This window comes from Bradyrhizobium sp. ORS 86 (assembly GCF_045571475.1).
GTDB lineage: Bacteria > Pseudomonadota > Alphaproteobacteria > Rhizobiales > Xanthobacteraceae > Bradyrhizobium.
Genome location: NZ_CP120699.1, coordinates 984,647 through 1,009,171, shown reverse-complemented (window position 1 = coordinate 1,009,171; position 24,525 = coordinate 984,647). Strand labels below are relative to the sequence as shown.

The window sequence follows — 24,525 nt, the reverse complement described above, 5'->3', positions numbered from 1 at the left end:
GACCAACTCGTCTCCTTCCCCCTGAAAGAGGGAAGGTCGGGATGGGGGTGCAGCCACAGGCACCGGCGGATGTGGAGAGAAGATCCCCACCCGCTTTGCTCTCGCGAGCAAAGCGACCTCCCCTTTTCAAGGGGAGGTGAGCAACGCCGTGCGATTACTCCGCGGCTTGCGCCGCCGGCTTCTTCGGCGGGAAGCGGCCGTAGAAGGTCTCGCCCTTGGCGGCCATCTCCTCGAGCAGTTTCGGCGGCGTGAAGCGCGAGCCGTACTTCTTCTCGAATCTGTGGCACAACTCGACGAACGTTTTCGTGCCCATGAAGTCAATATAGGACAGCGTGCCGCCGGTGAACGGCGCGAAGCCGAAGCCGAGGATCGAGCCGACATCGGCCTCGCGTACGTCGGTGATGACGTGGTCCTCGACCGTGCGCGCGGCCTCGACCGCCTGCGCCACCAGGAAGCGCTGCTTCAGCTCCTCGACGTCGAGCGTGTCAGGGTCGAGATGCTTCGGCTGCAGGCTGGCCAAGCCCGGCCACAGGCTCTTCTGACCCTTGCCCTTCTCGGGATAGTCGTAGAAGCCCTTGCCGTTCTTGCGGCCGTAGCGGCCCTGCTTCTCGACCATCTCGACCATCAGCTTCTTCTGCGCCTGGTCGATCGCGTTCGGCCCGAGATCGGCTTCGGTCGCCTTGGTGATCTTGAGGCCGAGGTCGAGCGCGACCTCATCCTGCAGCGACAGCGGGCCAACCGGCATGCCGGCCATCTTGGCGGTGTTCTCGATCATCGCCGGCGGCACACCTTCGAGCAGCATCTCGTTGCCTTCGGCGATGTAGCGCATGACGCAGCGGTTGGCGAAGAAGCCGCGGGAATCGTTCACGACGATGGGCGTCTTGCCGATCGCGCGGACATAGTCGAGCGCAGTCGCCAGCGCGACGTCGCCGGTCTTCTTTCCGACGATGATCTCGACCAGCATCATCTTCTCGACCGGCGAGAAGAAATGGATGCCGATGAACCTGGCCTGGTCCTTGAACTCTTCGGCAAGCGAGTTGATCGGCAGGGTCGAGGTGTTGGACGCGAAGATCGCGCCGTCCTTCAACAGCGGCTGCGCCTTGGCGTAGGTGTCCGCCTTGACCTTGCGATCCTCGAACACGGCCTCGATGACGAGATCGCAATCCTTGATCGCGTTATAGTCGGCAGTCGCGGTGATGCGCGACAGGATGGCGTCGCCCGCTTCCTGCTTCATGCGGCCCTTGGCGATCTGCCCGTCGATCACGGTCTTGGCGTGCCCCCTGCCCTTGTCGGCGCTGTCCTGGTCGCGGTCGACCAGCACCACGTCGATGCCGGCCTGCGCCGAGACATAGCCGACGCTGGCGCCCATGAAGCCGGCCCCGATTACGGCGAGCTTCTTCACCTTGGTCGGCGGCACGCCCACGGGACGCCGCGCGCCCTTGTTCAATTCCTGCATCGACAGGAACAGCGAGCGGATCATTGCCGCCGCTTCGTTCGAGCGCAGTATCTTGGTGAAGTAGCGCGACTCGACGCGCAGCGCGGCGTCGATCGGCAGCTGCAGGCCCTCATAGACGCAGCTCATGATAGCGCGTGCGGCCGGATAATTGTCGTAGGTCTCGCGGCGATAGATCGCGTTGCCGGCCGGGAACATCTGCATGCCCATCTTGGAGAAGACAGGGCCGCCGGGCAGCTTGAAGCCCTTCTCGTCCCACGGCGCAACGGCCTTGCCGCCGCCCTTGATCCAGTCCTTCGCCGCCTTGATCAGGTCGGACGCGGGCACGATGGCGTGGATCAGGTTGAGCGCCTTGGCGCGCGCGAGATTCACCGCCTCGCCCTTCAGCAGCATCGTCATTGCATCCTGCGGCGGCACGATGCGCGGCACGCGCTGGGTGCCGCCCGCGCCGGGGAACAGGCCGACCTTGATCTCGGGCAGGCCGAGCCGCGTCTTCGGATTCTCGGCCGCGACGCGATAGTGGCAGGACAGCGTGATCTCGAACCCGCCGCCGAGCGCCAAGCCATTGATCGCGGCGACCCACGGCTTGCCCGAGGTCTCGATCGAGCGGAACGCCTGCGAGAAGCGGCGGCTCTGGTCGAACAGCACCTGGTTGGCGGCTTCCTCGCCCTTCTCCTTCAGGAGATCGGCATAGGTGCGGCTCATGCCCTCGAGCATCGAGAGATCGGCGCCGGCGCAGAACGCTTCCTTCGCCGACGTGATGACGACGCCCTTGATCGCGGGATCGTTCGTGGTCTGCTTGACGATCTCCTCGATCTCCAGGATCGAGGTCTCGTCGAGCACGTTCATCGAACGGCCCGGAATATCCCAGGTGACGAGCGCAATGCCGTCGGCGTCGGTTTCGAACTTGAAATTCTTGTAAGCCATGTCGTTCGCTCCCCTCGCCTCAGACCCGCTCGATGATGGTGGCGGTGCCCATGCCGCCGCCGATGCACAGCGTCACCAGCGCGGTTTCCTTGTTGGTCCGCTCGAGCTCGTCGAGCACGGTGCCGAGAATCATCGCGCCGGTCGCCCCGAGCGGATGGCCGAGCGCGATCGCGCCGCCATTGACGTTGATCTTGGCATTGTCGATATCGAACGCCTGGATGTAGCGCAGCACCACCGAGGCGAAGGCCTCGTTGAGCTCGAACAGGTCGATATCCGACTTTGTCATGCCGGAGCGCGCGAACAGCTTTTCGGTGACGTCGACCGGACCGGTCAGCATCATCGCCGGCTCCGAGCCGATATTGGCGAACGCGCGAATCTTGGCGCGCGGTTTCAGGCCGTGCTTGGCGCCCGCCTCCTTGCTGCCGAGCAGCACCGCGCCGGCACCGTCGACGATGCCGGACGAGTTGCCGGCATGGTGCACGTAATTGACCTTCTCGACCTCGGGATGCGACTGCACCGCCACCGCATCGAAACCGGCCATCGCCGCGACCGCGGCAAATGACGGCTGCAGTTGCGCCAGCGACTGCATTGTCGTGGTGGGCCGCATATGCTCGTCCTTGGCGAGGATGGTCAGCCCGTTGATATCCTTGACCGGCACCACCGAATTCTTGAAGCGGCCCTCGTCCCAGGCCTTGGCCGCGCGCTGCTGGCTCTGCACGGCGTAGGCGTCGACGTCATCGCGCGAGAAGCCGTATTTGGTCGCGATCAGGTCGGCCGAGACGCCCTGCGGCATGAAATAGGCTGGCACCGCCATCGAGGGATCCATCGGCCAGGCGCCGCCGGAGGCACCGATGCCGACGCGGCTCATCGATTCCGCGCCACCGCCGATCACGAGCTCATGCTGGCCGCTCATGATCTGCGCAGCGCCGAAGTTCACGGCGTCGAGGCCGGAGGCGCAGAAGCGGCTGATCTGCACGCCCGGCACTTTCTCGCCGAGGCCGGCGTTCAGCGCGGCGAAACGCGCGATGTCGCTGCCCGCTTCGCCGACCGGATCGACCACGCCGAGCACGACGTCATCGACGGAATCCTCGGGAAGGTTGTTGCGCTGCTTCAGCGCCTTCAGCGGCACGGTGGCGAGCGCCAGCGCCGTGACCTCGTGGAGCGCGCCATCGGCCTTGCCGCGGCCGCGCGGGGTGCGAACGTGATCGTAGATATATGCCTCAGGCATGATGCCCTCCTTATATGAGGATCATAATATATAGCCGAACGGAGCGCCGCCGCAGAGGGTGCGGCGGCAATTTTCGGGGCTTTTTGTTTGACGCGTTTTCTTCACGCGAACCGGCATCCACTTCGCTGGAAAACGCTTTAGAACGCTTCGGCGGCCAGTTCCATCGTGGTGGCGCTGCCGCTCTGGATGCGCGCCAGGTGCACGGCGGTCTCCGGCAGCAGCTTCTCCATGAAGAAGCGGCCGGTGACGAGCTTGGTGGTCAGGTGCGGCGTCGCGGTGCCCGCGGCGATCTTGTCCTGCGCCACCTTGACCATCTTGGCCCACATATACGCCAACGCGACGAGGCCGAACAATTTCATGTAGTCGGTCGCCGCCGCGCCGGCATTGTCGGGCTTGGTCAGCGCGTTCTGCATCAGCCAGCCGGTCGCCTGCTGCAGATGGCCGAGCGCAGTGGAGAGCGGCGTGATGAACGGCTTCATCGCCTCGTCGCCGCCATGCTCCTTGGCGTAGGCGCCGACCTCGGCGAAGAACGCCATTGCGGCACGGCCGCCGTCGCGCGGCAGCTTGCGGCCGACCAGATCCAGCGCCTGAATGCCGTTGGCGCCCTCATAGATCATGGCGATGCGCGCATCGCGCACGAACTGCTCCATGCCGTGCTCGGCGATATAGCCATGGCCGCCGAACACCTGCTGCGCAGCAACCGTGTTGGCGAAGCCGGTATCGGTCAGGACGCCCTTCAGCACCGGCGTCATCAGCCCCATGTGATCGTCGGCCTCCTGACGATCCCTGGCGTCGTTGGAGCGGTGGGCGACGTCGCTCTTCAGCGCGGTCCAGATCACCATCGCGCGCGCCCCCTCGTTGAAGGCGCGGATCGAGAGCAGTGCGCGGCGCACGTCGGGATGCACGATGATCGGATCGGCCGGCTTGTCCGGCGCCTTCGGTCCAGTCAGCGAACGGCCCTGCAGACGCTCGCGCGCATAGGCGACCGCGTTCTGATAGGCGACTTCCGACTGCGCGAGGCCCTGCACGGCGACGCCGAGACGAGCCTCGTTCATCATCACGAACATGCCCTGCATGCCCTTGTTCTCTTCGCCGATCAGCCAGCCGGTGGCGTTGTCGTAGTTCATCACGCAGGTGGAATTGCCGTGAATGCCCATCTTGTGCTCGATCGAGCCGCAGGAGACGCCGTTGCGCGCGCCCAGCGAGCCGTCGGCATTGACCAGCACCTTGGGAACGACAAACAGCGAGACGCCCTTGATGCCAGCGGGCGCGCCCTCGATCCGCGCCAGCACTAGATGGATGATGTTGTCGGCAAGGTCGTGCTCGCCGGCGGAGATGAATATCTTGGTGCCCGAAATCCTGAAGCTGCCGTCGGCCTGACGCACCGCCTTGGTGCGCAGCAAACCGAGGTCGGTGCCGCAATGCGGCTCGGTCAGGTTCATGGTGCCGGTCCATTCACCCGCGACCATCTTCGGCACGTAGGTCTTCTTCTGCTCCGGGGTCCCATGCACCAGCAGCGCCGCGGTCGCGCCCATGGTCAGCCCGCCGTACATCGAGAATGCCATGTTGGCGGAGATCTGGAATTCGTTGACCGCCTGGCTGAGCACCACCGGCAGGCCCTGCCCGCCATATTCCGATGGCGCCGAGAGCCCGAGCCAGCCGCCTTCGGCGACCTGCTTGAACGCGTCCTTGAAGCCCTTCGGCGTGGTGACGCTGCCGTCGTCATGGCGCTTGCAGCCTTCGAGATCGCCGGTGCGATTCAATGGCTGCAGCACCTCCTCGCTGAGCTTGGCGGCCTCGCCGAGGATCGCTTCGCGCACGTCGGCCGATGCATCGGTGAAGCCGGGAAGATTGTCGTAACGATCGATCTGGAAGACGTCGTTGAGCAGGAAGCTGACGTCTTCGACAGGGGCTTTGTAGGTCGGCATGATGTTCTCCCGGCTGGCGGCGTCGGCAGCACAGCTTGTCCTTGGGTTCGTTGGAATGGACCTTGTCCGGTTCCGAAGGTCCGCGGCAGTGACACTATCGAGACTGAGCTTGCGGCGTTGCGCCGCCCTGCTTCATCAGCTCATCACCCATCAGCCGATGCAGCATATTGATGGCCTTGAGCGGACGCACCATCACCTTGAAATGCGTGATCCGGCCGTCGGCATCGAAGCTGATGATGTCGACGCCATTGATCCTGATGCCGTCGATGACGTTCTCGAATTCGAGCACGGCGCCGGTCTCGTTGGTCCATTCGCCCAGATATCTGAAGGTCGGACCGCCGAGCACCTTGGCGGCGCTTGTCAGGTATTTGAAGGTGATGTCGCGGCCGCGTTGCGGCGTGTGCACCACAGGGCTTTCGAACACCGCGTCGGGATGCAGGAGATCCCACAGCGCCGCGGTGTCGTGGGACTTCATGTAGGCGTACCACTTGTCGAGGCCCGGTCTCGTCATCGGACGTCTCCTGCGGTGGAATGAGGAGCCTGATGATCGATCGGTCTCCAAAACACTGGGACCGATCTCCATATGCACATTGACGCATATGCACATTGATGCATAAAGTCAAGCGGAGTTCGAACGCAGATGGGGAACCAAGATGGAGGTGGGCGTTGGCGCTCGGTGACGCAATCCTCGCATGTCTCACGGAACGTCCGATGACGGGCTATGAGCTCGCCAAGACATTCGATGCGTCGATCGGCTTCTTCTGGAAAGCCGACCATCAGCAGATCTATCGCGAGCTGTCGCGGCTGCGCGACAAGGGTCATGTCCAGGGCCGCGAGGTGGTGCAATCGGGCAAACCCAACAAGCTGGTCTACACCCTGACGGCGGAGGGCCGTGCGGCGCTGAAGCACTGGGCGGCGCGGCCGAGCGTGCCGCCCTCGATCAAGGATGACCTGCTGGTCCGACTCTACGCGCTCGATAGCGTCGACATCGAGCCGCTGCGCACCGATTTGATGGCGCGGCTCGAACATCACCGCGACCGCTACGAACGCTACGAGCGCCTGCTCAACAAGCGCTTTCCCGACGGCACCGCGCCGCCCGCCGATCTCGGCAAGATGCTCGGCTTGCGCATCGGGATGCGGCACGAGCGCGTGGTGGTGGAGTGGTGCGAGGAAGCGCTCAACGCGCTGTCCGCGATCGCCGGTCGCGGCAACGTGCTGCCGCTCGACGACAGCAAGCGCGAAAGCGGCGGCTAGCAGCAAGCGCCCAACCTCCCCTTGAAAAGGGGAGGTCGCTTTGCTCGCAGAGCAAGGCGGGTGGGGATCATGCCTCTCCACGAGCAGCGGCGTCTGTGGTAGACCCCCATCCCAACCTTCCCCCTTTCAGGGGTAGCATTTGGAAAAAAACGCCCTGTGGCCCATCCTTCGAGACGCCCGCCTTTGGCTGGCTCCTCAGGATGAAGTCTTGTTTTGCGGCACAATAGTAGACCCTCATGGTGAGGAGCGCCGCTTGCGGCGCGTCTCGAACCACGAGGCCGAGTACGTGCGCAGCCATCCACGGCGGCATATGCGATAGCCCTGCTTTCAGGGGGAAGGAGAAAGGCACCACTTGCTTCGTTATCCGAGCAACAAAGCAAAGCGCTGTCCTGATCCGGCGCAACCGGTTCCGCGATTCCCGAACTTTAAGATCCGTTAGCCGCATTCCTTAACCCGTTATTTACCGTGACGGGAAAAAGTCGGCATCTGAGGCAGACGCCCCACGCAGAATTCGATTGTCTCTTAACAGGAATGCGCGGGGAGGCTGTGGGCGCAGGGTGTGGCGCCGGAGTCGGGACCGGACGGAATCATGAATTCGCGCGTATCGTGGAGTGTTGACGGCATCGATCCCTCCGTCCGTGACAGGGCCGAGGCGGCAGCACGCCGCGCCGGCATGTCGCTGAACGACTGGCTGAATTCAACCGTCGGCGATGCGACGCCGCCGGACTGGCGCACGTCCTACGAGCAACGGCCGCCGATGCCGAGTCGGGAGAGCCGTGAGGTCGCCGACATCCATCAGCGGCTCGACGCGATCACCCGCCAGATCGAGCAGATTGCCAGGCCCATGTCGCGCGGCGAGGCCGTGCGCGCCGAGGTGCCGCGCGGCCAACCCGCCGTCGCCCGGCAGTTGAACGACGCCATTTCGCGCCTCGATGCACGACTGTCGCAAATCTCCAGGCCGCAGCCGGCCGGCGAGCCGCAGAGGCAGGACCAGCAGCAGGAGGAGCGCCGGCGCCAGGCCGCGGCGGTCGAGCGTGCGGCTGCGCAGGTCTATCGTCCCTCGCCGCCGCTGAGCCCGGCTTCGTTCGATTCCGCGATCGCGGAGATCGCCGCGCGCCAGAACGAGCTCGACGCTCCCGCGCCCGCGCAGACGCCGCCACGCAATGCGCCGCCACCGGCTGCGCCCAGCGGACCGGACTTCTCCTCGCTGGAACGGCATCTGCTCAAGATCACCAGCCAGATCGAGGCGCTGCAGCGGCCCGACCATATCGAGCAATCGATCGCAGCCTTCCGCGGCGAGCTTGCGGAAATCCGCCAGGCCATCACCGAAGCGATGCCGCGCCGGGCGATCGAATCGATCGAGAACGAGATCCGCTCGCTGCATCACCGGATCGACGAGATCCGACTCGAGAGCAACAACCGCAACGGCCAGGCGATCGCCGGCATCGAACGCGCCTTGTCCGAGATCCGCGAGGTGCTGCGCACGCTGACCCCGGCCGAGCAGCTCACCGGCTACGACGAGGCGATCCGCAATCTCGGCGCCAAGCTCGACATGATCCTGCGCGCCAACGACGATCCGTCGACGGTGCATCAGCTCGAGAGCGCGATTGCGGCGCTGCGCGCCATCGTCTCCAACGTCGCCTCTAACGACGCGCTGCTCCGGCTCTCCGAGGACGTGCACGCGCTGTCCGCCAAGGTCGACCAGCTCTCGCAGGTGGCGCGCTCCGACGGTCAGAGCGATGCCTTCGCGGTGCTCGAACAGCGGATCGCCGCGCTGACCAAGACGCTGGACAGCCGCGAACGGCCGCCCGGCCACGACAACACGGACGCCATCGAAAACGCGGTGCGCACCCTGTCGGAACGGATCGACCGCCTGCAGGTCGGCAACGACAGCGCGTCGGCCTTCGCACATCTCGAGCAGCGCGTGTCCTATCTGCTGGAGCGTCTCGAAGCTGCCGATCAGCGGACCGGCAATCTCGGCCGGGTCGAGGAAGGACTGCATGACATCATGCGGCACCTCGAGGCCCAGCATGCTCACATCGCCTCGCTCGCCGACGCCACCCGCAACTTCAATGGCGCGTCGTCGCCGCAGCCGATGATGGACAGCGGCATCGTCGACATGATGAAGCGCGAGCTGTCCGATATCCGCTTCAGCCAGGCGGAAACAGATCGCCGCACCCAGGATTCGCTGGAGACGGTCCACAGCACGCTCGGTCATGTCGTCGATCGGCTGGCGATGATCGAGAACGATTTGCGCACGGTTCGCCCCACGTCGCCATCGCCCGCGCCCGCTGCCGTCGAACCGCGCGCGGCGATGCCGCCGATCGCGCAGGCGGCACCCGAGCAGTACAAGCCAGAGCAATACAAGCCGGATACGTACAAGCCCGAGCTGCCCAACCCTGCTCTTGCGCAAGAGCATTTTGCGGCCGCACCGCGCGACTTCCACGCTGCGGAGCCACAGGCCGCAGTTGCGACGCCGCCGCTACCGCCGACCCCGCCGCGCGCCATCAGCGAGATCCTCGAGCCGCATGCGGCGCCCGCGCGCGACGCGATCGCGCCGGAGCTGCCGCCGGATCATCCGCTCGAGCCGGGCACGCGTCCCGCAGGGCGCATGTCGTCGCCTTCGGAGCGGATCGCGGCGTCCGAAAGCGCGATCAGCGATCTTCCCGCCGGCAAGAAGGAGCCGGTGTCGACGTCGAGCTTCATCGCCGCCGCGCGCCGAGCCGCGCAGGCCGCGGCCGCCCAACCCGTCAACGAGAAGGCGGCGCGTGCGGCCAACAAGGCCGCGGCGAAGGCGAAGCAGAAGGCGGACAAGGCCGAAAAAGCCAAGGCTGCGATCAAGGCCGGCGCGCCGGAAGGTCAGCCGTCGACCATTACCTCCAAGATCCGCTCGCTGCTGGTCGGCGCAAGCGTGGTCGTGATCGTGCTCGGCACCTTCAAGATGGCGATGAACCTGCTCGATACCAGCTCGGCACCGCAACTGCCGGCGATGGAGAGCAGCGAGCCGGCCGCAGCTACAGTGCAACCGCCCGCCGAGAGCTCCATCAAGCCGGCACCAGCCGCGCCATCGGCGGCTCCGGGGCCGTCGATGACCTCGCCGATGCCGCTCGGCCGGCAATCCAACAACAGCACGGCGCCGAATACGCTCGACAGCGCGCAGCTAACGATTCCGCCCGCTCCGGCACTTGCCGCATCCCCGGCCCCGACGCCGCCGGTCAACAACGACGTCACCGGCACAATTCCCGCGACATCGGCGCCGCTGCCCATTCCGGGCAAGCTCGGGACGATCCAGATTCCGCCCGGTGAGAAGCTGCCCGACGCGATCGGCGGACCGGCGCTGCGTGCCGCCGCGATGAAGGGCGACCCGGCCGCGGCCTACGAGGTCGGCATGCGCTATGCCGAGGGCAAGGGCGTGGCCGCCAATCTCGACGAAGCCGCCAAATGGTATGGCCGCGCGGCACAGGCCGGCTTGATACCCGCGATCTTCCGGCTCGGCACCTTCTATGAGAAGGGCCTCAGCGTGAAGCGCGACGTCGATATCGCGCGGCGTTACTACGTGCAGGCCGCCGACCGCGGCAACGCCAAGGCAATGCATAATCTCGCCGTGCTCGACGCCGATGGCGGCGGCAAGGGCGCCGACTACAAGAGCGCAGCGCAGTGGTTCCGCAAGGCCGCCGACCGCGGCGTGGCCGACAGCCAGTTCAATCTCGGCATCCTCTATGCCCGCGGGATTGGCGTCGAGCAGAACCTCGCCGAGTCCTTCAAATGGTTCAGCCTGGCGGCGGCGCAGGGTGACGCCGATGCCGGCCACAAGCGCGACGACATCGCCAAGCGGCTCGATCCGCAGTCGCTGGCAGCGGCGAAGCTCGCGATCCAGACCTTTACTGCCGAGCCGCAGCCGAGCGATGCGGTCAACGTGCCGGCGCCGCCCGGCGGCTGGGACGCCGCTCCCGCGCAGCCCTCGGCAGCAAAGGCGGTCAGGCAGCCGGCGAAGCGAACCGCGGCGCTGGTCGCCCGCTAGCGCAGCGCAGCCGGGTAGCATCCCGGCTTCGCGCTTCTATACCTCAGCGATACAACCGTGTAGACAGGCACGCGCCGCGCGAACAGCGCTTGCCGCCGGGAGGATCGCGTTTGTCTGCCGATGACTGCCAGGACGGAGCAGCCGGAGTGTATCGCTCGTCGCCAACCGGTCCCCGGGTCATGCCGCCGCAGGCGCCGCAGGGCGGCGCACCGCCGCCGGAGGCTTCGCGGCGCTGGGTCGGCGGCCACCCTTCGCAGGGTCTCTTCAGGCCCTCGTTCTGGTCCGTGACGATCTTTGCGCTGCTGTTGTCGGGCATCGGCATTCGCGCCTATCGGGACCTATCGCGACCGGACGCCTGGGACTATTGGCGCGAGACCTATGTTTCAGCGAGCATGACGGCTTCCGTCATTCCTGCCATCGATATCGATGGATCGGGCCAGAGTCGCCGTGCACTTGCGATCAGCGGCAGGATCGGCCCCGCCAGTGCAGGCTGGTTTCGCGACCAGCTAGACAAGGCTCACCTGTCGAACGGCGATGTCGTGCTGCTATCGTCGAAGGGCGGCTCGATGGACCAGGCCGGCATCATGGGTGAGACCATTCGGGCGCGCGGGCTTGCCACGGCCGTAGGCACGGCCGACATGTCCGGCCGGGTACGGGCCTCCTCCTGCGCGAGTGCCTGCGTGCTGGTCTATGCGGGCGGCAAGCCCCGCTACGGCATCAAGGGTGCGATGCTTGGTGTCCACCGCTTCACCTGGAAGGAGCCGATCGACAATCCCGTCGCTGAAGCCCAGCGCATGCAAGGCATGGTGCTTGGCTACATGACCGATATGGGCGTCTCCTCTGCAATCGTGGAGGCGATGTCGCAAACCGCAGAGATTCGCTGGCTGAGCCAGCAACAAGCACTCGCGATGAACCTCGTCACCACGCCGGTCGACCCGCGCTGAACCGGCTTCTGCCACTAATCCGAAATCATCGACGATATCCGCAGGACCGGAGGGCCCCTGCGGCAAAAAAGCCGCGGGACGCCAATTCTTTAGTCCCGCCTCCGGCCGATTTCGGTTATGGAGGACCCGGCACTCGACCCGCGTCCGCCTGCGCCGCAGCGCCGACCGGATTGCTCTGCCGGAGAATGCCCGACCAGGACACCACACCGTGGCGCAGTCTTGCGGCTGCCTGCGGCGTACCGAGAAGAAGCGACGCGCGTGCAGCTCTACCTCCCGATCGCCGACATTCCGGTCAATGTCTTCCTCATCCTGGCGATGGGGGCGGCGGTGGGCTTCGTCTCCGGCATGTTCGGCATCGGCGGCGGCTTCCTGATGACGCCGCTGCTGATCTTCGTCGGCATTGCACCGGCGGTCGCGGTCGCCTCCGTTGCGAGCCACATTGCGGCCTCGTCGTTCTCTGGCGCGATCTCCTATTGGCGCAGACGCGCGATCGATCCGCTGCTCGCGACGGTGCTGCTGATAGGGGGCACGCTCGGCACCGCGCTCGGGGTGTGGACCTTCACCTATCTGCGCTCGCTCGGACAGCTCGACCTGATGATCGCGCTGTCCTATGTTGTCCTGCTGACCACGGTCGGCGGCTTGATGTTCTGGGAAGGCCTGCGTGCGATGCTGCGCGCCCGCCGCGGCGGCGCGGTCACGCTGCGCAAGCCCGGCAGCCATGGCTGGATCCATGGCCTGCCGCTGAAGCTGCGCTTCAAGCGCTCCAAGATCTACCTCTCCGTCATTCCCATCATCGTGGTCGGCCTCGTCATCGGCTTCATCGGCGCGATCATGGGCATCGGCGGCGGCTTCATCCTGGTGCCGCTGATGATCTACCTGCTGCGGGTCCCGACCTCGACCGTGATCGGCACTTCCATGGTGCTGACCCTCGTCACGATGGTGTTCGCCACCATGCTGCACGCCATGACCAACCATCTGGTCGATGCCGTGCTGGCGCTGATCCTGATGGTCGGCGGCGTCACCGGCGCGCAGTTCGGCGCGCGCGCCGGTCAGAAGATTCGCGGCGAGCATCTGCGTCTGTTGCTCGGCCTGCTGGTGCTCGCGGTCGGCATTCGCTTCGCGGTCGAGCTGGTGATCCGGCCCCAGGACCTCTACAGCATCCGCGAAAGCGGCGGAGTTCCGCCATGAGATGGTGCGCGCGGCTTGCGATGATGGGTCTCTTCGCTGCCGCGTTCACGGCAGTGCCGGCCCGTGCCGAGCGGCTGATCGTGTCGGTCTCCAACCACCGCGTCACCGTGACGCCGAATTATTCCGGCGGCGAGCTGGTGTTGTTCGGCTCGGTCGAGAAGGATGCCAGTACGCCGCCCGATCGCAGCAATTACGACCTCGTCGTCACCGTCTCCGGCCCGCGCGCCGACATGGTCACGCGGCGCAAGGAGCGCCGGTTCGGCATCTGGGTCAACACCGACTCCCGCCAGTTCCTGCAGGTGCCGGGCTATCTCGCGCTGTTCTCCAACCGCCCGTTTGACGCGATCGCATCTCCGGAGGTGCAGCGGCGTCAGCAGCTCGGGCTCAACAACGTGCTTCTGATGCAGCGCGTCGGCTCCGACTATGGCGACGTGGTGCCGAACGACGCCTTCCGCAGCGCCTTCGTGCGGCTGCGCTCCGAGCATGGCCTCTATCGCGAGGCGACATCGGCGGTGACGTTCCTGACGCCGACCCTGTTCCGCACCGGCATTCCGCTGCCGGCGGAGGTGCCGATCGGCATCTACAATGTCGAGATCAAGCTGTTCAGCGACGGCGCGCTGGTGACCAAGACCGAGACCGCCTTCGAGATCGTCAAGATCGGCTTCGAGCAGTTCGTCGCCACCACCGCACGCCAGAACGGCTTCGCCTACGGCCTCGTCACCGCGTTCATGGCGCTGATGACGGGCTGGATGGCCTCGATCGTGTTCCGCAAGGATTAGAGCAAGTATGCGATCCCCATCCCGATCACGCTGAGCGCCATCGTCCCGGTCGACAGCCAGCCCACCCAGTAGAGCGGGCCGCGGATCACGAAGAGGCCCATCACATCTCGGCGGCGCACCATGACCATGAGCAGCACCATCACCGGAACGGCAAGCACGCCGTTGACGACGGCGCTCCAATAGAGTGCCGCGATCGGATCGATCGACGTGAAGTTGAGCGCGATGCCGAGACCGCCCGACAGGACCAGCACGGAATAGAACGCGATCGCCTGCTTCGGCTTGCGCCCGAGCCCCACGGTCAAGCGCAGCCCTTCGCCGACGGCGTGGGCGGTGGCGCCTGCGAGCACCGGGATCGCCAGCAGGCCGGTGCCGACGATGCCGGCTGCGAAGATCGCCTCGGCGAACGGCCCGGCGATCGGACGCAACGCCTCAGCGGCTTGCGCCGAGGTCTGGATGTCGGTCTTGCCGGCAGCATGCAGTGATGCCGCGGCGGTGACGATGATCGACAGCGCGATCAGGTTGGAGAATGCCATCCCGGTGATGGTGTCGGCGCGGATGCGGGAGAATTCCCGCCGCGCGCCGTAGTGCCGGGCAATCAACGGATGCTTTCTGGTATCGAGCCGCTGCTCCTCGACCTCCTGCGAGGCCTGCCAGAAGAACAGATAGGGCGAGATCGTGGTGCCGAGGATCGCGACGATGGTCGTGAAGTAGTCGGAGCTCCAGGTCAGGCGCGGCACGAGCGCGCCGGCCACCGCTGCGGTCCACGACACCTTGGCGAAGCCCAGCGCCGCGACATAGGCGAACAGGCTGAGTGTCAGCCATTTCAGGATCGCGACATAACGCTTGTAGTCCACGAAGATCTGCGCGGCCACCGACGTCACGCCGAACAGCACGACATAGAGGATGGCCGGGCCGCCGACCAGCAGCTTGGTTGCATCGGCCATGGCCGAGAGGTCGGCAGCAATGTTGATGGTGTTGGCGGTGAACAGCAGCGTCACCACGACCACCAGGAGCCAGGGCGAATAGTGCCGGCGAACGTTGCCCGAGATGCCGTGCCCGGTGACGCGGCCGACCCGTGCGGAAATCTCCTGGATCGCCGTCATCAGCGGAAAGGTCAGCAGCATGGTCCAGCCGATGCCGTAGCCGAGCTGCGCGCCGGCCTGGCTGTAGGTGCCGATTCCCGACGGATCGTCGTCGGAGGCGCCGGTGATCAGGCCTGGGCCGAGCGCCTTCATGATGCGACCGAGACTGAACGGCTCTTGCCTCGCCTTCGCGGCCGGCGTGCCGCCGGACTTGCGGTGATGTTTCCGCGAGGTCTGCCTGTGCCGCGTCATGTCCGGTTCCAGTCGTTGCGACAACGAACCCGGCGCCGCCATTGTTCCAGCAATGAGACCTACGGCTCGATGACGGTGGCCTCGCCCGGCTCAAGGATGCGCAGGCGCCGGCCGAAGCCGAGCGTGTCGAAGGACATGCGCAGATCGTTGGCGTTCTGCCGGAAGTGCGCCCAGCCGTCGGTATGAACCGGGACGATCACCGCATCCGCAAAGGCGCGCGCGGTCTCGATCGTGTCATTGGTATCCATGGTGAGATGGAACGGACCGCGGGTCTGCGCCGCGCCGGCGAAAGGCAGCACCACGCCGCAGTTGAAGCGACGCGCGACCTCGGCGACGCCGTCGAACCAGGTGGTGTCGCCGCTGACATAGACCGGGCGGCTGCCCGTCCCGCTCTGCTCCACCACGAAGCCGATCACGTCACCGGACAGCGGCTCGATTCCCGCCGGCCCGTGCCGCGCCGGCGTTGCGGTGATGGTCAGTGACCGATCGCCTTTCTTCAACACGGTCGAGCCCCACGGCGCAAAGCCTTCGGCGTTGCCGCCGAGCCGCTTGGCGCCGGCCTCGGTGGTCAGCACGCGCTTCGCCTGCTTCAGGAAGTCGCGGCCGGAATGATCGAGATTGTCGGAGTGCTGGTCGTGGCTCAGCAGCACCGCATCGATCTCGCCGACGTCGCGCGCGCCGAGCGCGGGACCGGTCAGTTTCTCCAACCTCACATGCGGCAATTGATAGTCGCCGGGCGCATCGAAGGTCGGGTCGGTGAGCAGGCGGAACCCGTCGATCTCGATCAATGCCGTCGGTCCCCCGATCAGGGTGATGGTGATGCTCATGTCAACTCCTCTTGGACGATGCCGCGGCCGCGGGGCGGGTCACCAGATAAATGCCGAGCGCCACCGGAACGATCCCGAGCAGATCGCGGAATTCGACGTGCTCGCCGAGCACCAGGAATGCGAACAGCATGCCGAGCGGCGGCATCAAGAAGTGATAGGCGCTTGCGGCCGTGGCGCCACACACTTTCAGGAGATGAAACCAGAGCAGATAAGCGAGGATCGATCCGCCGAGCACGAGGAAGGCGAAGGCGCCGGCAAGCCGCGCGCTCGGCACGATGTCGCCGGCGCTGGCGAAGGTGAAGGCAAACGGCATCACTGCAAGACCGCCGGCGATGTTCTGGATGCCGTTGCCGATCCACAGACTGCCCTTGGGCGCCAGCAGCTTGAACAGGATGGTGCCGCCGACGATCGAGGCGAGCGAAGCCAGGGTGAACAGGATGCCGTGCGGACTATCCGATCCAACCGACATGCGGTGCCAGACGATGAAGGCGACGCCGGCAATGCCGAGCAGCAGGCCCGCGACCTTGCGCCAGGTCAGCGCCTCGCCGAGGAACAGCGCCGCCAGGACCGCGGTGAACACCGGATTAGCCGACACGATCAGCGCGCCGAGACCGGCAGAGACCGTCTTCAACCCGGTGTAGCCGAGGCCGAGATAGAGCGCGTTGTTGGCGACCCCGAGTACCGCGAACACGGCAACATCGCGCCAACTGAGGTCCCACGCGTCGCTGCGCAGCCAGGAGATAACGAGAATCAGGACGCCGGCGAGCGAGAAACGCGCGGCGAGCAGGATCAGCGGCGGGCAATCGGTGACGCCGATCTTGCCGGCCACGAAGGCGAAGCTCCAGAGCAAGCAGAACAGGGCGATCAGCAGCGGCAGCGTGTTGAAGCGGGTGCGGGGCATCGCGGCGGCGGGGGCGACTGACATGGGAGGTCTCCTTTGCCCATGATCTAGTGCTGCGCCTTGATATTTGGAAATTAAATGATAAACTATCGTGCAGTTGTTTTCTAAATGGAGGCTGCGATGCTCGACCTCGAGTTGCTGCGCAGTTTCGTCTCGGTGGTCGATGCCGGCGGCTTCACCCGCGCCGGCGAGCGCGTCCACCGCACGCAATCGACGGTGAGCCAGCAGATCAAGCGGCTGGAGGAGGATGTCGGCCAGCCGCTTCTGATCCGCAGCGGCAAGGACGTCACCCCGACCGAAGCCGGCGAACGGCTGCTGAGCTATGCACGGCGGCTGCTGGCGCTCGCCGAAGAGGCACGTGACGTGGTGTCGCGTCCCGGCAGCGAAGGCGCGATCCGGATCGGCATCACCGAGGATTTTGCGGCGTATCGGCTGACAAAATTGCTCGCGACCTTCTCGCGCAGCCATCCGAACCTGCGGCTCGACGTGCATACCGGCCAGAGCCTCTTTCTGTATCGCGATCTGGAGCGCGGCGATCTCGATCTCGCGCTGATCAAGCGCGCTGCCAACGAGAAGGGCGGCATCGCGGTGTGGCCGGAGCGCGTGCACTGGGTCACCAGCAAGAGCCATCCGCGCGACGTTTCGATCGGCTCGGTGCCGTTGATCGGCTTCGCCTCGGGCTGTCTCTATCGCGCCCGCGCCATCCATGCGCTGGAGAGCGCCGGCCGCAACTGGCACATGGCCTACACCTCCTCCAGCCTCGCCGGCATCCAGGCCGCAGTCGCGGCTGGCCTGGGGCTGAGCATCCTGTCGGAGATGTCGATCCAGGCCGATCATCGCGTGCTGACGGCGAAAGACGGCTTTGCGCCGATCGACAGGACCGAGGTCGCCCTTGTCGCCGCCCCCGAGGCCAGCCCCGCGACATTGCGGCTCGCTGATCGGCTCGCCGAGTATTGCGACACGGTGCAGGCAAAGGCGGCGTAGGCATCCAAGCTCTCGATGTCATCACCCGCGCATGCGGGTGATCCAGTATTCCAGAGACGGCGGTGCATGAGCCGAGGGGCCGCGGCGTACTGGATCGCCCGCCTTCGCGGGCGATGACGGATGATGATGAGGAAAAGCGTGCTCGCCTCACCCTACAAGTCGTAGTCCTCATGGTGAGCAGCATGGAACACGCTTCTCTAACCGTGAGGCTTCATCTGTGGCTACGTCGTTCGAGACGATGCGCCTTCAGCGATAGAGGCGAAGCCCTCGCGCGGGCACGACGGAGAATGGATTGACGACGGTGCCCGAGCTGCCCGGCTTCAATAACATCGGGCGGCGGCGAAGGCGTGCACGCGGTTGTCGCCGAGCACATGCGCCATGAAGCCTGGCGATCCGAATATCCTGGCAAACGCAGCGTCGCGGATGCTCAGGCCGCCGGTGTAGGCGCCAAAGGCCGGCATCACCGCGCGCTCGCCGTCGCTTGCAAAGCAGCGGCGCTCGATCGAGCGGCCACGGGTCGGCACGCGGGCCTTGGGATGCAAATGGCCGGCGATCTCGCCGCTCGAACCGGTCGGCTCGTGCCGGAACACGATCGGGCCGATCGCAACCTCGGTTGCGACCACGCCGCCGAGATCGGCGGGCAGCGCCGGATCGTGATTGCCGGAGATCCAGATCCAGTTGCGCCGCGCCTGCAGCGCAGACAGTGCCTCGCGATCGGCCTCCGACAGCCGCTCATGCGCGCAGCGATCGTGAAAGCTGTCGCCGAGCGCGATCACCTGGCTTGGGTCGTGACGCGCGATCACGGCAGCCAGCCGACTCAACGTCGCCACCGTGTCATAGGGCGGCAGCAGCACGCCGCGCGCGGCGAAGCTCGAGCCCTTTTCCAGATGCAGGTCGGAGACGACGAGCAGGCGTTGCTCTTCCCAGAACAGCGCGCCGGAGAAATCGGCGACAAAAGCAACGTCCGCGACCGTGACCCTCGAAACGCGCATGTCGTCACCGTCTCCCGAAGCCTGCGCGCCCGCCGTCACGTCCTGTTCCCCAGAGTATGATTCGATGGAATCGGATCATACTCGTATGCTTCTTGCTTCGTCGCGCTTTCTTCACGCGAACCACTATCCGCTTCGCCCGAAAGCGCTTCAGCGTTACGTCATCGCCTCCCGCACCAGTTCCTCGGCCGCTTCAGCCAGGAGTTCGTCGGATGCTTCGCCATAGACCGACTCGCGGCCGATTTCCAGCAGCGCGGGGACGGCAAGCGGAGAAACGTGATCGAGATCCTTGTGGGTGATCCGGCCCTGGATGCGCGAGAGCATGTCGCCGAGGCGGCGAAGATCGAGCAGCCCTGTGGCGGCATCGGCGCGCGCGGCACGCAGCAGCACATGGTCGGCCTGGTGCTTGCGCAACACGTCGTAGATCAGGTCGGTCGAGAACAGCACCTGGCGGCGGGATTTTTCCTCATCGGTGAAGCGGCGCGCGATCAGGCCGGAGATGATGGCGCAATTGCGGAAGGTGCGCTTCATCAGCGCCGATTCCTCCAGCCAGGCCTCGAGATCGTCGCCGAGCATATCGGGATGGAACAGCGCGTTGAGATCGAGCCTGCCCTGCTTGATCATGGCAGAGAGATCGCCGACGCCCCACACCGCCAGCGCATATTCATTGGCGACGAAGCCGAGCGGGCGGGCGCGGGCACGCTCCAGCCGACGCGTCAAGAGCATGCCGAGCGTCTGATGCGCGAGCCGGCCCTCGAAGGGATAGCACACCAGATAGTGGCTGCCGCCGCGCGGGAAGGTTTCGACCAGGAGCTCGCGCACCGCCGGCACGCGCGAGAACTTCCGTTGCAGCGACAGCCAGTCATGCACCTGATCCGGCAACGCCTTCCAGGCGCGGCTGTTGTCGAGCAATTTGCGGACGCGCTCGGCAAGGTAGGTCGAGAGCGGGAACTTGCCGCCCATGTAGGACGGCACCTTGGCGTCCTTGTCGTTGGCACGCGAGACATAGACCTGGTCCTCGACCAGCGCTTCGTAGCGCACCACCTCGCCGCCGAACACGAAGGTGTCGCCGACCACGAGGCCTTCGATGAAGACCTCCTCGATCTGCCCCAGCAGGCGGCCGCCGCGCGCGATCGCACCGGTCGAGCCGCTACCGCCGGCGCGCGAGCGCACCAGCCGCACCTTCAGCATGGTTTCTTCGACGATGGTGCCGACGTTGAGGCGATAGCTCTGCCGCACCTTGGGGTTGGCGACGCGCCAACGGCCCTGCTTGTCCTGCTTGATGCGAGCGAAGCGCTCATAGGTCTTCAGCGCGTAGCCGCCGGTCGCGACGAACTCGACGACGTCGTCAAAATCCGCGCGCGCGAGATTTGCGTAGGGCGCGGCGGTTTTGAGCTCCTCGTAAAGCTCGTCCGACAGGAACGGCTCGCCGCAGGCGCAGCCGAGCACGTGCTGGGCCAGCACATCGAGCGCACCCGAGCGCAGCGGCGGCGTGTCCTGTGCATTCTCCGCGATGGCGTCGATCGCGACAGAGCATTCCAGCACCTCGAAGCGGTTCGCTGGCACCAGCACGGCGCGCGAGGCCTCGTCGAAGCGATGATTGGCGCGGCCGATCCGCTGCATCAGCCGCGACGAGCCCTTCGGTGCACCGATGTTGATGACGAGGTCGACGTCGCCCCAGTCGACGCCGAGATCGAGCGAGGAGGTGCAGACCACGCCACGCAACTTGCCGGCGGCCATCGCGTCCTCGACCTTGCGGCGCTGCGCGACGTCGAGCGAGCCATGATGCAGCGCGATCGCGAGCCCATCGTCGTTCATGCGCCAGAGATCCTGGAACAGCATCTCGGCCTGGCTGCGCGTGTTGACGAACACCAGCGTGGTCTTGTTGCGCTTGATCAGCTCGTAGACCTCGGGCAGCGCATGACGCGCGCTGTGGCCGGACCACGGCAGCCGCTCCCTGGTGTCGAGCATCTCGACGACCGGCGGCGCGGCGCCGCCGGCCATGACGACATCGGCCGATGCGCTTGCACCGCCGGGCTGCGGCACCAGGACACGTGCGAGCTGCTCGGGCTCGGCGACCGTCGCCGAGAGCCCGATGGCGCGCAGCTCCGGCGCGATCTTCCAGAGCCGTGCGAGCCCGAGCGCCAGCAGATCGCCGCGCTTGGAGGTGACCAGCGCATGTAGCTCGTCGAGCACGACGCGCCTCAGCGAGGAAAACAGATAGGGCGCGTCGTCGGAGGCCAGCAGCAACGCGAGCTGCTCCGGCGTGGTGAGCAGGATATCCGGCGGATAGCGCCGCTGCCGCTGCCGCCGCGACACCGGCGTGTCGCCGGTGCGGGTCTCGATCCTGATCGGCAGCTCCATCTCGGCCACCGGCGTTTCCAGGTTGCGCGCGATGTCGACGGCCAGCGCTTTCAGCGGCGAGATATAGAGCGTATGCAGCCCGCCGGTGCGGCGGACCGAGCGGCCGGTGGAGACGAAGGATTTTCTTTGCTCGTCCGCAGCGCTTGCCGCGGACATTCGCTCTCCGCTTGCGAGATCGTCAGTCCCCCTCCCCCTGAAAGGGGGAGGACTGGGGTGGGGGTCAGCCGCTTGCTCCGTGCCTGCGGCTGCCCCCCACCCGTCGCGCTCGGCCGCGCTGCCGCGCGCCGGAGCGCGCCGACCTCCCCCTTTCAGGGGGAGGTGAACAGGGATACCGCGATAAGGTCCTTCTCCGCTCAACTCCACCAGCGTCGGCAGGAATCCGGCCAGCGTCTTGCCGGCGCCGGTCGGCGCGATCAGCAGCGCCGAGCGCTGCTCGCGCGCTTTCGCCAACAGCGCTAGCTGATGCTCGCGCGGCGACCAGCCGCGAGCGGCGAACCAGTCGCGAAACCGGCGCGGCAGCGGATCGGCCGTTTCCGACGGCGTGGCGGAGAAGAGATCGAGCGACGACACGCCCCAAGAGGTAGGCGGTTCAGGCGGTTTCGTCGAGGGGCGGGCTGGATGGCAGCAGGTGGCACGGGACCACCGGTCTACCTCGCCCCGCTTGCGGGGAGAGGTCGGAATTCAAGCACCGCTTGAATTCCGGGTGAGGGCGTACAGCTCTTTCAACTTACACCGCCTGGCGGATGGAGCCCCTCACCCTGCCCTCTCCCCGCGAAGAGCGGGGAGAGGGAAAAGATAGATCAGCGCAAGACCTATTCCGTCATTGGCTGGCCGGAGAGGTCCCAGTCCCTGCCGTTGAAGATCGCGATGTAGAGCGTCTTCATCGGCGTGTAGTCGTCGGGCGTGTAGCTGTAGTTGATGCCGTCGAGGAAATAGGGCGAGTGGAAGCCGGCGAGCGTCGTGGCGTGCTTCAGCACGTTGGCGCGGGTCAGGTCGTTGCCGCAGCGGCGCAGGATTTCCGCCATCGTCGCAGCCTGGCCGTAGCCGGCGAAGGCGATCGTGTTGTCCGGATCGATGTTCGGCAGATACTTCTTGCGCAGCTCCTCGAACGCGATCACGTCGGCGTCCTTCTCGTAGCGGGGCACGCCGACTTCCTTGTTGTAGCGGATTGCGACGATGTCCTTGGCGTTCTCCAATCCTGCGGCGCTGAGGATCGAGCGACCGGTCGAGCCGGCCGACAAGAGCTGCAGCGGCTTCCAGCCGAGCTCGGCGACTTTGCGGATCGACTGCGACGTCGCCTTGCCGGTGGTGATGTTGTAGAAGACATCGGCGCCCGACTTCGAGAGATTGATGAGCTGGGAATCGACCGTCGGATCGGTGAGATCGTAGGTCTGCTCCATGATCACCTTCGCGGTGCCGCCGGCATCGGCCAGCACCTTCTTGAAAGGACCGAGGAAGTCGCGGCCGAAATCGTCGTTCTGGTAGAGGATGCCGACCTTGGCATTCGGCTTCACGCTGACGACGTGCTTGGCCAGGATGCGCGCCTCGGTCGGATAGAGCGGCAGGCCGGCCATGGTCCATTTGAAGTTCTTCGGATCATTCCATTTCGAGGCGCCGGTATTGAGCAGCAATTGCGGCACGCCCTTGGAATTGAGGTATTTGTGCACGGCGGTCTGCGGCGCGGTGCCGAGCGAGCCGTAGAGCGCCAGCACCTCCTCCTGCTCGACCAGCCGTCGCGTCGCCTCGACGCATTTCGGCGCGCTGTAGGCGTCATCCATGGTGAGGAATTTGATCTTGCGGCCGTTGATGCCGCCCTTCTCGTTCAGCATCTGGAAATAGGCTTCGCCGACGCGCCCCAACACGCCATAGAGCGAGCCGGGGCCGGAATGCGGCACGGTCTGGCCGAGCTTGATCTCGGTGTCGCTCGCTCCGGGATCGTATGTCTTATCCGCGGCCCGGACGAACGGCGCCGGCAGGACGGAGGCTGCGATGACCGACAACGCGGTGGCGCCGAACTCGCGCCGTGTTTGCTTCTTCATTTTGGCTTTCTCTCCCTGGAGCGACAGCTCTCGCATTCCACTTCGCGCCGGGCAAGCGGGAAGTCGCAAGCGCGCGACGCAATGCCGCGCGACGGCAAATGCGTAGCGTGTAGACTCAAGTTGTGAGACGCGAACACGGTTCTCTCTTCCCTTCTGCTGTTGTGGGAGAAGGTGGATTCGATGCGGCAGCATCGATGCCGGATGAGGGTTGCTCTCCGCGAAAAAACCCTCACCCCGCTTCGCTGCGCGAAGCGACCCTCTCCCATAAGGGGCGAGCGTGACAAGCGTCACGGCTTGATCGCGACGGCGACGAGTCCGGGGGCCGGAATGTTGTCTTCATGGCGCGCCGAGAGATCTTCGAGCTGCACCAACGTCAGGCCGGCGGCGGCAACGGCCGCACGCACATAAGCCGCGCTGTGGGCGTAGCGCAGGCCTTCGCCGACGATCACGTCCTCGCCGTCATGGGTCTCGGTGGTGAAGGCCAGCACGCCGCCGGGGACCAGCACGCGTCGCGCCTCGGCGAGCACGGGCGCGAGATCGGCGAGGTAAATCATCGCGTCCGCGGCAAGGACCAGTTCGGCACTGGCCTCGGGCTTGCTGCGGATGCCTTGGACCATGTCGTCGACCTCGAGCTCGGCATAGTGCCCGGTGGCCCGCGCCTTCTCGATCATGCGCGGCGACAGGTCGATGCCGATGAAGCGATCGACATTCTTCGCGAAGGCGCCGGCCACGAGCCCGGTGCCGCAGCCGAGATCGATCGCGCGCTTGAAGAAGGCGGGCTTCCTCGCAGCGGCCCGCACCGAGAGCACCGCCTTGAACAACAGCGCCGGGCCGCGATAGCCGAGATCACCGACCAGCGCGGCCTCGAAGCGCGGCGCATACTGGTCGAACAGCGTCCGCACATAGGCCGGCGGCATCGACGCCACGGCCTCCGCACCGAGATGCATCAGACGCAGGCCGGCGCCGTGGCGGTCCTCAGGGTCGGCATCGCGCGCGGCACGGAAGGCTGCGACCGCCGCCTCATCGCGGCCGAGCTGCCGGCGGATCTCGCCGAGGGCGAACCAGGCGGAGGCGAATTTCGGCGCGATCTCGACCGTCTGTTCGAGCAGCTCGGCGGCGGCAAGCAGATCGCCCTTCAATTGCAGGTCACGCGCGAACTCGAAGCGGCGGTCGGCAACGAGATCGCCGGAAGTCAGGAACAGGCGCGCGGGCATGCGTCTCAAGAAACCGGTCTTGCCATGGCCTGGTACGGTCCCGCCCCCGATCGGGGAGCGCCCGGCCAGCCATCAAAGCAGTGACTTTTTCCGAAGATGGATGCGCGGGTCAAGCCTGCGCATGACGGCTAAACATCGCGGATCGAGCGCC

At 65.9% G+C, this 24,525-nt stretch carries 17 protein-coding genes; 6 read left to right on the top strand and 11 right to left on the bottom strand.

Annotated elements, in window-relative coordinates; all coding sequences use genetic code 11:
- Window positions 1-154: 154 nt before the first annotated feature.
- The 4 genes from P6U25_RS04560 to P6U25_RS04545 form a co-directional block, all read right to left on the bottom strand.
- Window positions 155-2,380: an FAD-dependent oxidoreductase gene (locus P6U25_RS04560; RefSeq protein ID WP_407150281.1), complete on the bottom strand. Its 2,226-nt coding sequence runs from the start codon at window positions 2,378-2,380 to the stop codon at window positions 155-157.
- Between the two features lie 19 nt (window positions 2,381-2,399).
- On the bottom strand, window positions 2,400-3,608 hold the full coding sequence (locus tag P6U25_RS04555; protein WP_407150280.1) for an acetyl-CoA C-acetyltransferase: 1,209 nt from the start codon (window positions 3,606-3,608) through the stop codon (window positions 2,400-2,402).
- 137 nt (window positions 3,609-3,745) lie between these two features.
- On the bottom strand, window positions 3,746-5,536 hold the full coding sequence (locus P6U25_RS04550) for an acyl-CoA dehydrogenase C-terminal domain-containing protein (RefSeq protein WP_407150279.1): 1,791 nt from the start codon (window positions 5,534-5,536) through the stop codon (window positions 3,746-3,748).
- Window positions 5,537-5,630: 94 nt separating this feature from the next.
- Complete coding sequence (locus P6U25_RS04545) at window positions 5,631-6,047, bottom strand: nuclear transport factor 2 family protein (protein WP_407150278.1); 417 nt, start codon at window positions 6,045-6,047, stop codon at window positions 5,631-5,633.
- A gap of 155 nt (window positions 6,048-6,202) precedes the next feature.
- On the opposite strand from P6U25_RS04545, the gene P6U25_RS04540 reads away from it, so the two are divergent.
- The 5 genes from P6U25_RS04540 (at window position 6,203) to P6U25_RS04520 (ending at window position 13,722) form a co-directional block, all read left to right on the top strand.
- Window positions 6,203-6,790, top strand: a complete 588-nt coding sequence (locus tag P6U25_RS04540; protein WP_407150277.1) for a PadR family transcriptional regulator — start codon at window positions 6,203-6,205, stop codon at window positions 6,788-6,790.
- A gap of 589 nt (window positions 6,791-7,379) precedes the next feature.
- Complete coding sequence (locus P6U25_RS04535; protein ID WP_407150275.1) at window positions 7,380-10,811, top strand: hypothetical protein; 3,432 nt, start codon at window positions 7,380-7,382, stop codon at window positions 10,809-10,811.
- A 110-nt stretch (window positions 10,812-10,921) separates the two neighbouring features.
- Window positions 10,922-11,755: a hypothetical protein gene (locus P6U25_RS04530; RefSeq protein ID WP_407150274.1), complete on the top strand. Its 834-nt coding sequence runs from the start codon at window positions 10,922-10,924 to the stop codon at window positions 11,753-11,755.
- 258 nt (window positions 11,756-12,013) lie between these two features.
- Window positions 12,014-12,943, top strand: a complete 930-nt coding sequence (locus P6U25_RS04525; RefSeq protein WP_407150273.1) for a sulfite exporter TauE/SafE family protein — start codon at window positions 12,014-12,016, stop codon at window positions 12,941-12,943.
- A gap of 20 nt (window positions 12,944-12,963) precedes the next feature.
- Entirely contained in the window at window positions 12,964-13,722 is a 759-nt protein-coding gene (locus P6U25_RS04520; RefSeq protein ID WP_407152414.1) for a TIGR02186 family protein, read from the top strand.
- On the opposite strand, the gene P6U25_RS04515 is transcribed toward P6U25_RS04520, so the two are convergent.
- From P6U25_RS04515 to P6U25_RS04505, 3 genes are read right to left on the bottom strand one after another with little or no spacing between them, the layout of a single operon-like run.
- Window positions 13,719-15,056, bottom strand: coding sequence for an NRAMP family divalent metal transporter (locus tag P6U25_RS04515; RefSeq protein WP_407150272.1), 1,338 nt, complete (start codon window positions 15,054-15,056; stop codon window positions 13,719-13,721). The two genes, P6U25_RS04520 and P6U25_RS04515, sit on opposite strands and share 4 nt — an antisense overlap.
- Before the next feature lie 59 nt (window positions 15,057-15,115).
- The gene (locus P6U25_RS04510; protein WP_407150271.1) at window positions 15,116-15,883 is read right to left on the bottom strand and encodes an MBL fold metallo-hydrolase; all 768 of its coding nucleotides are present in this window, start codon (window positions 15,881-15,883) and stop codon (window positions 15,116-15,118) included.
- Window position 15,884: 1 nt separating this feature from the next.
- On the bottom strand, window positions 15,885-16,808 hold the full coding sequence (locus tag P6U25_RS04505) for a DMT family transporter (protein WP_407150270.1): 924 nt from the start codon (window positions 16,806-16,808) through the stop codon (window positions 15,885-15,887).
- A 96-nt stretch (window positions 16,809-16,904) separates the two neighbouring features.
- Between P6U25_RS04505 and P6U25_RS04500 the strand changes: the two genes are divergently transcribed.
- Complete coding sequence (locus P6U25_RS04500; RefSeq protein WP_407150269.1) at window positions 16,905-17,768, top strand: LysR family transcriptional regulator; 864 nt, start codon at window positions 16,905-16,907, stop codon at window positions 17,766-17,768.
- A 320-nt stretch (window positions 17,769-18,088) separates the two neighbouring features.
- On the opposite strand, the gene pdeM is transcribed toward P6U25_RS04500, so the two are convergent.
- The 4 genes from pdeM to P6U25_RS04480 form a co-directional block, all read right to left on the bottom strand.
- Window positions 18,089-18,760, bottom strand: coding sequence for a ligase-associated DNA damage response endonuclease PdeM (gene pdeM, locus P6U25_RS04495; RefSeq protein WP_407150268.1), 672 nt, complete (start codon window positions 18,758-18,760; stop codon window positions 18,089-18,091).
- Window positions 18,761-18,913: 153 nt separating this feature from the next.
- Window positions 18,914-21,691 (bottom strand): ligase-associated DNA damage response DEXH box helicase, encoded by a 2,778-nt coding sequence (locus P6U25_RS04490; protein ID WP_407150267.1) that lies wholly within the window; start codon window positions 21,689-21,691, stop codon window positions 18,914-18,916.
- Between the two features lie 242 nt (window positions 21,692-21,933).
- Complete coding sequence (locus tag P6U25_RS04485) at window positions 21,934-23,160, bottom strand: ABC transporter substrate-binding protein (RefSeq protein ID WP_407150266.1); 1,227 nt, start codon at window positions 23,158-23,160, stop codon at window positions 21,934-21,936.
- A gap of 287 nt (window positions 23,161-23,447) precedes the next feature.
- Complete coding sequence (locus P6U25_RS04480; protein ID WP_407150265.1) at window positions 23,448-24,374, bottom strand: methyltransferase domain-containing protein; 927 nt, start codon at window positions 24,372-24,374, stop codon at window positions 23,448-23,450.
- Window positions 24,375-24,525: the final 151 nt, after the last annotated feature.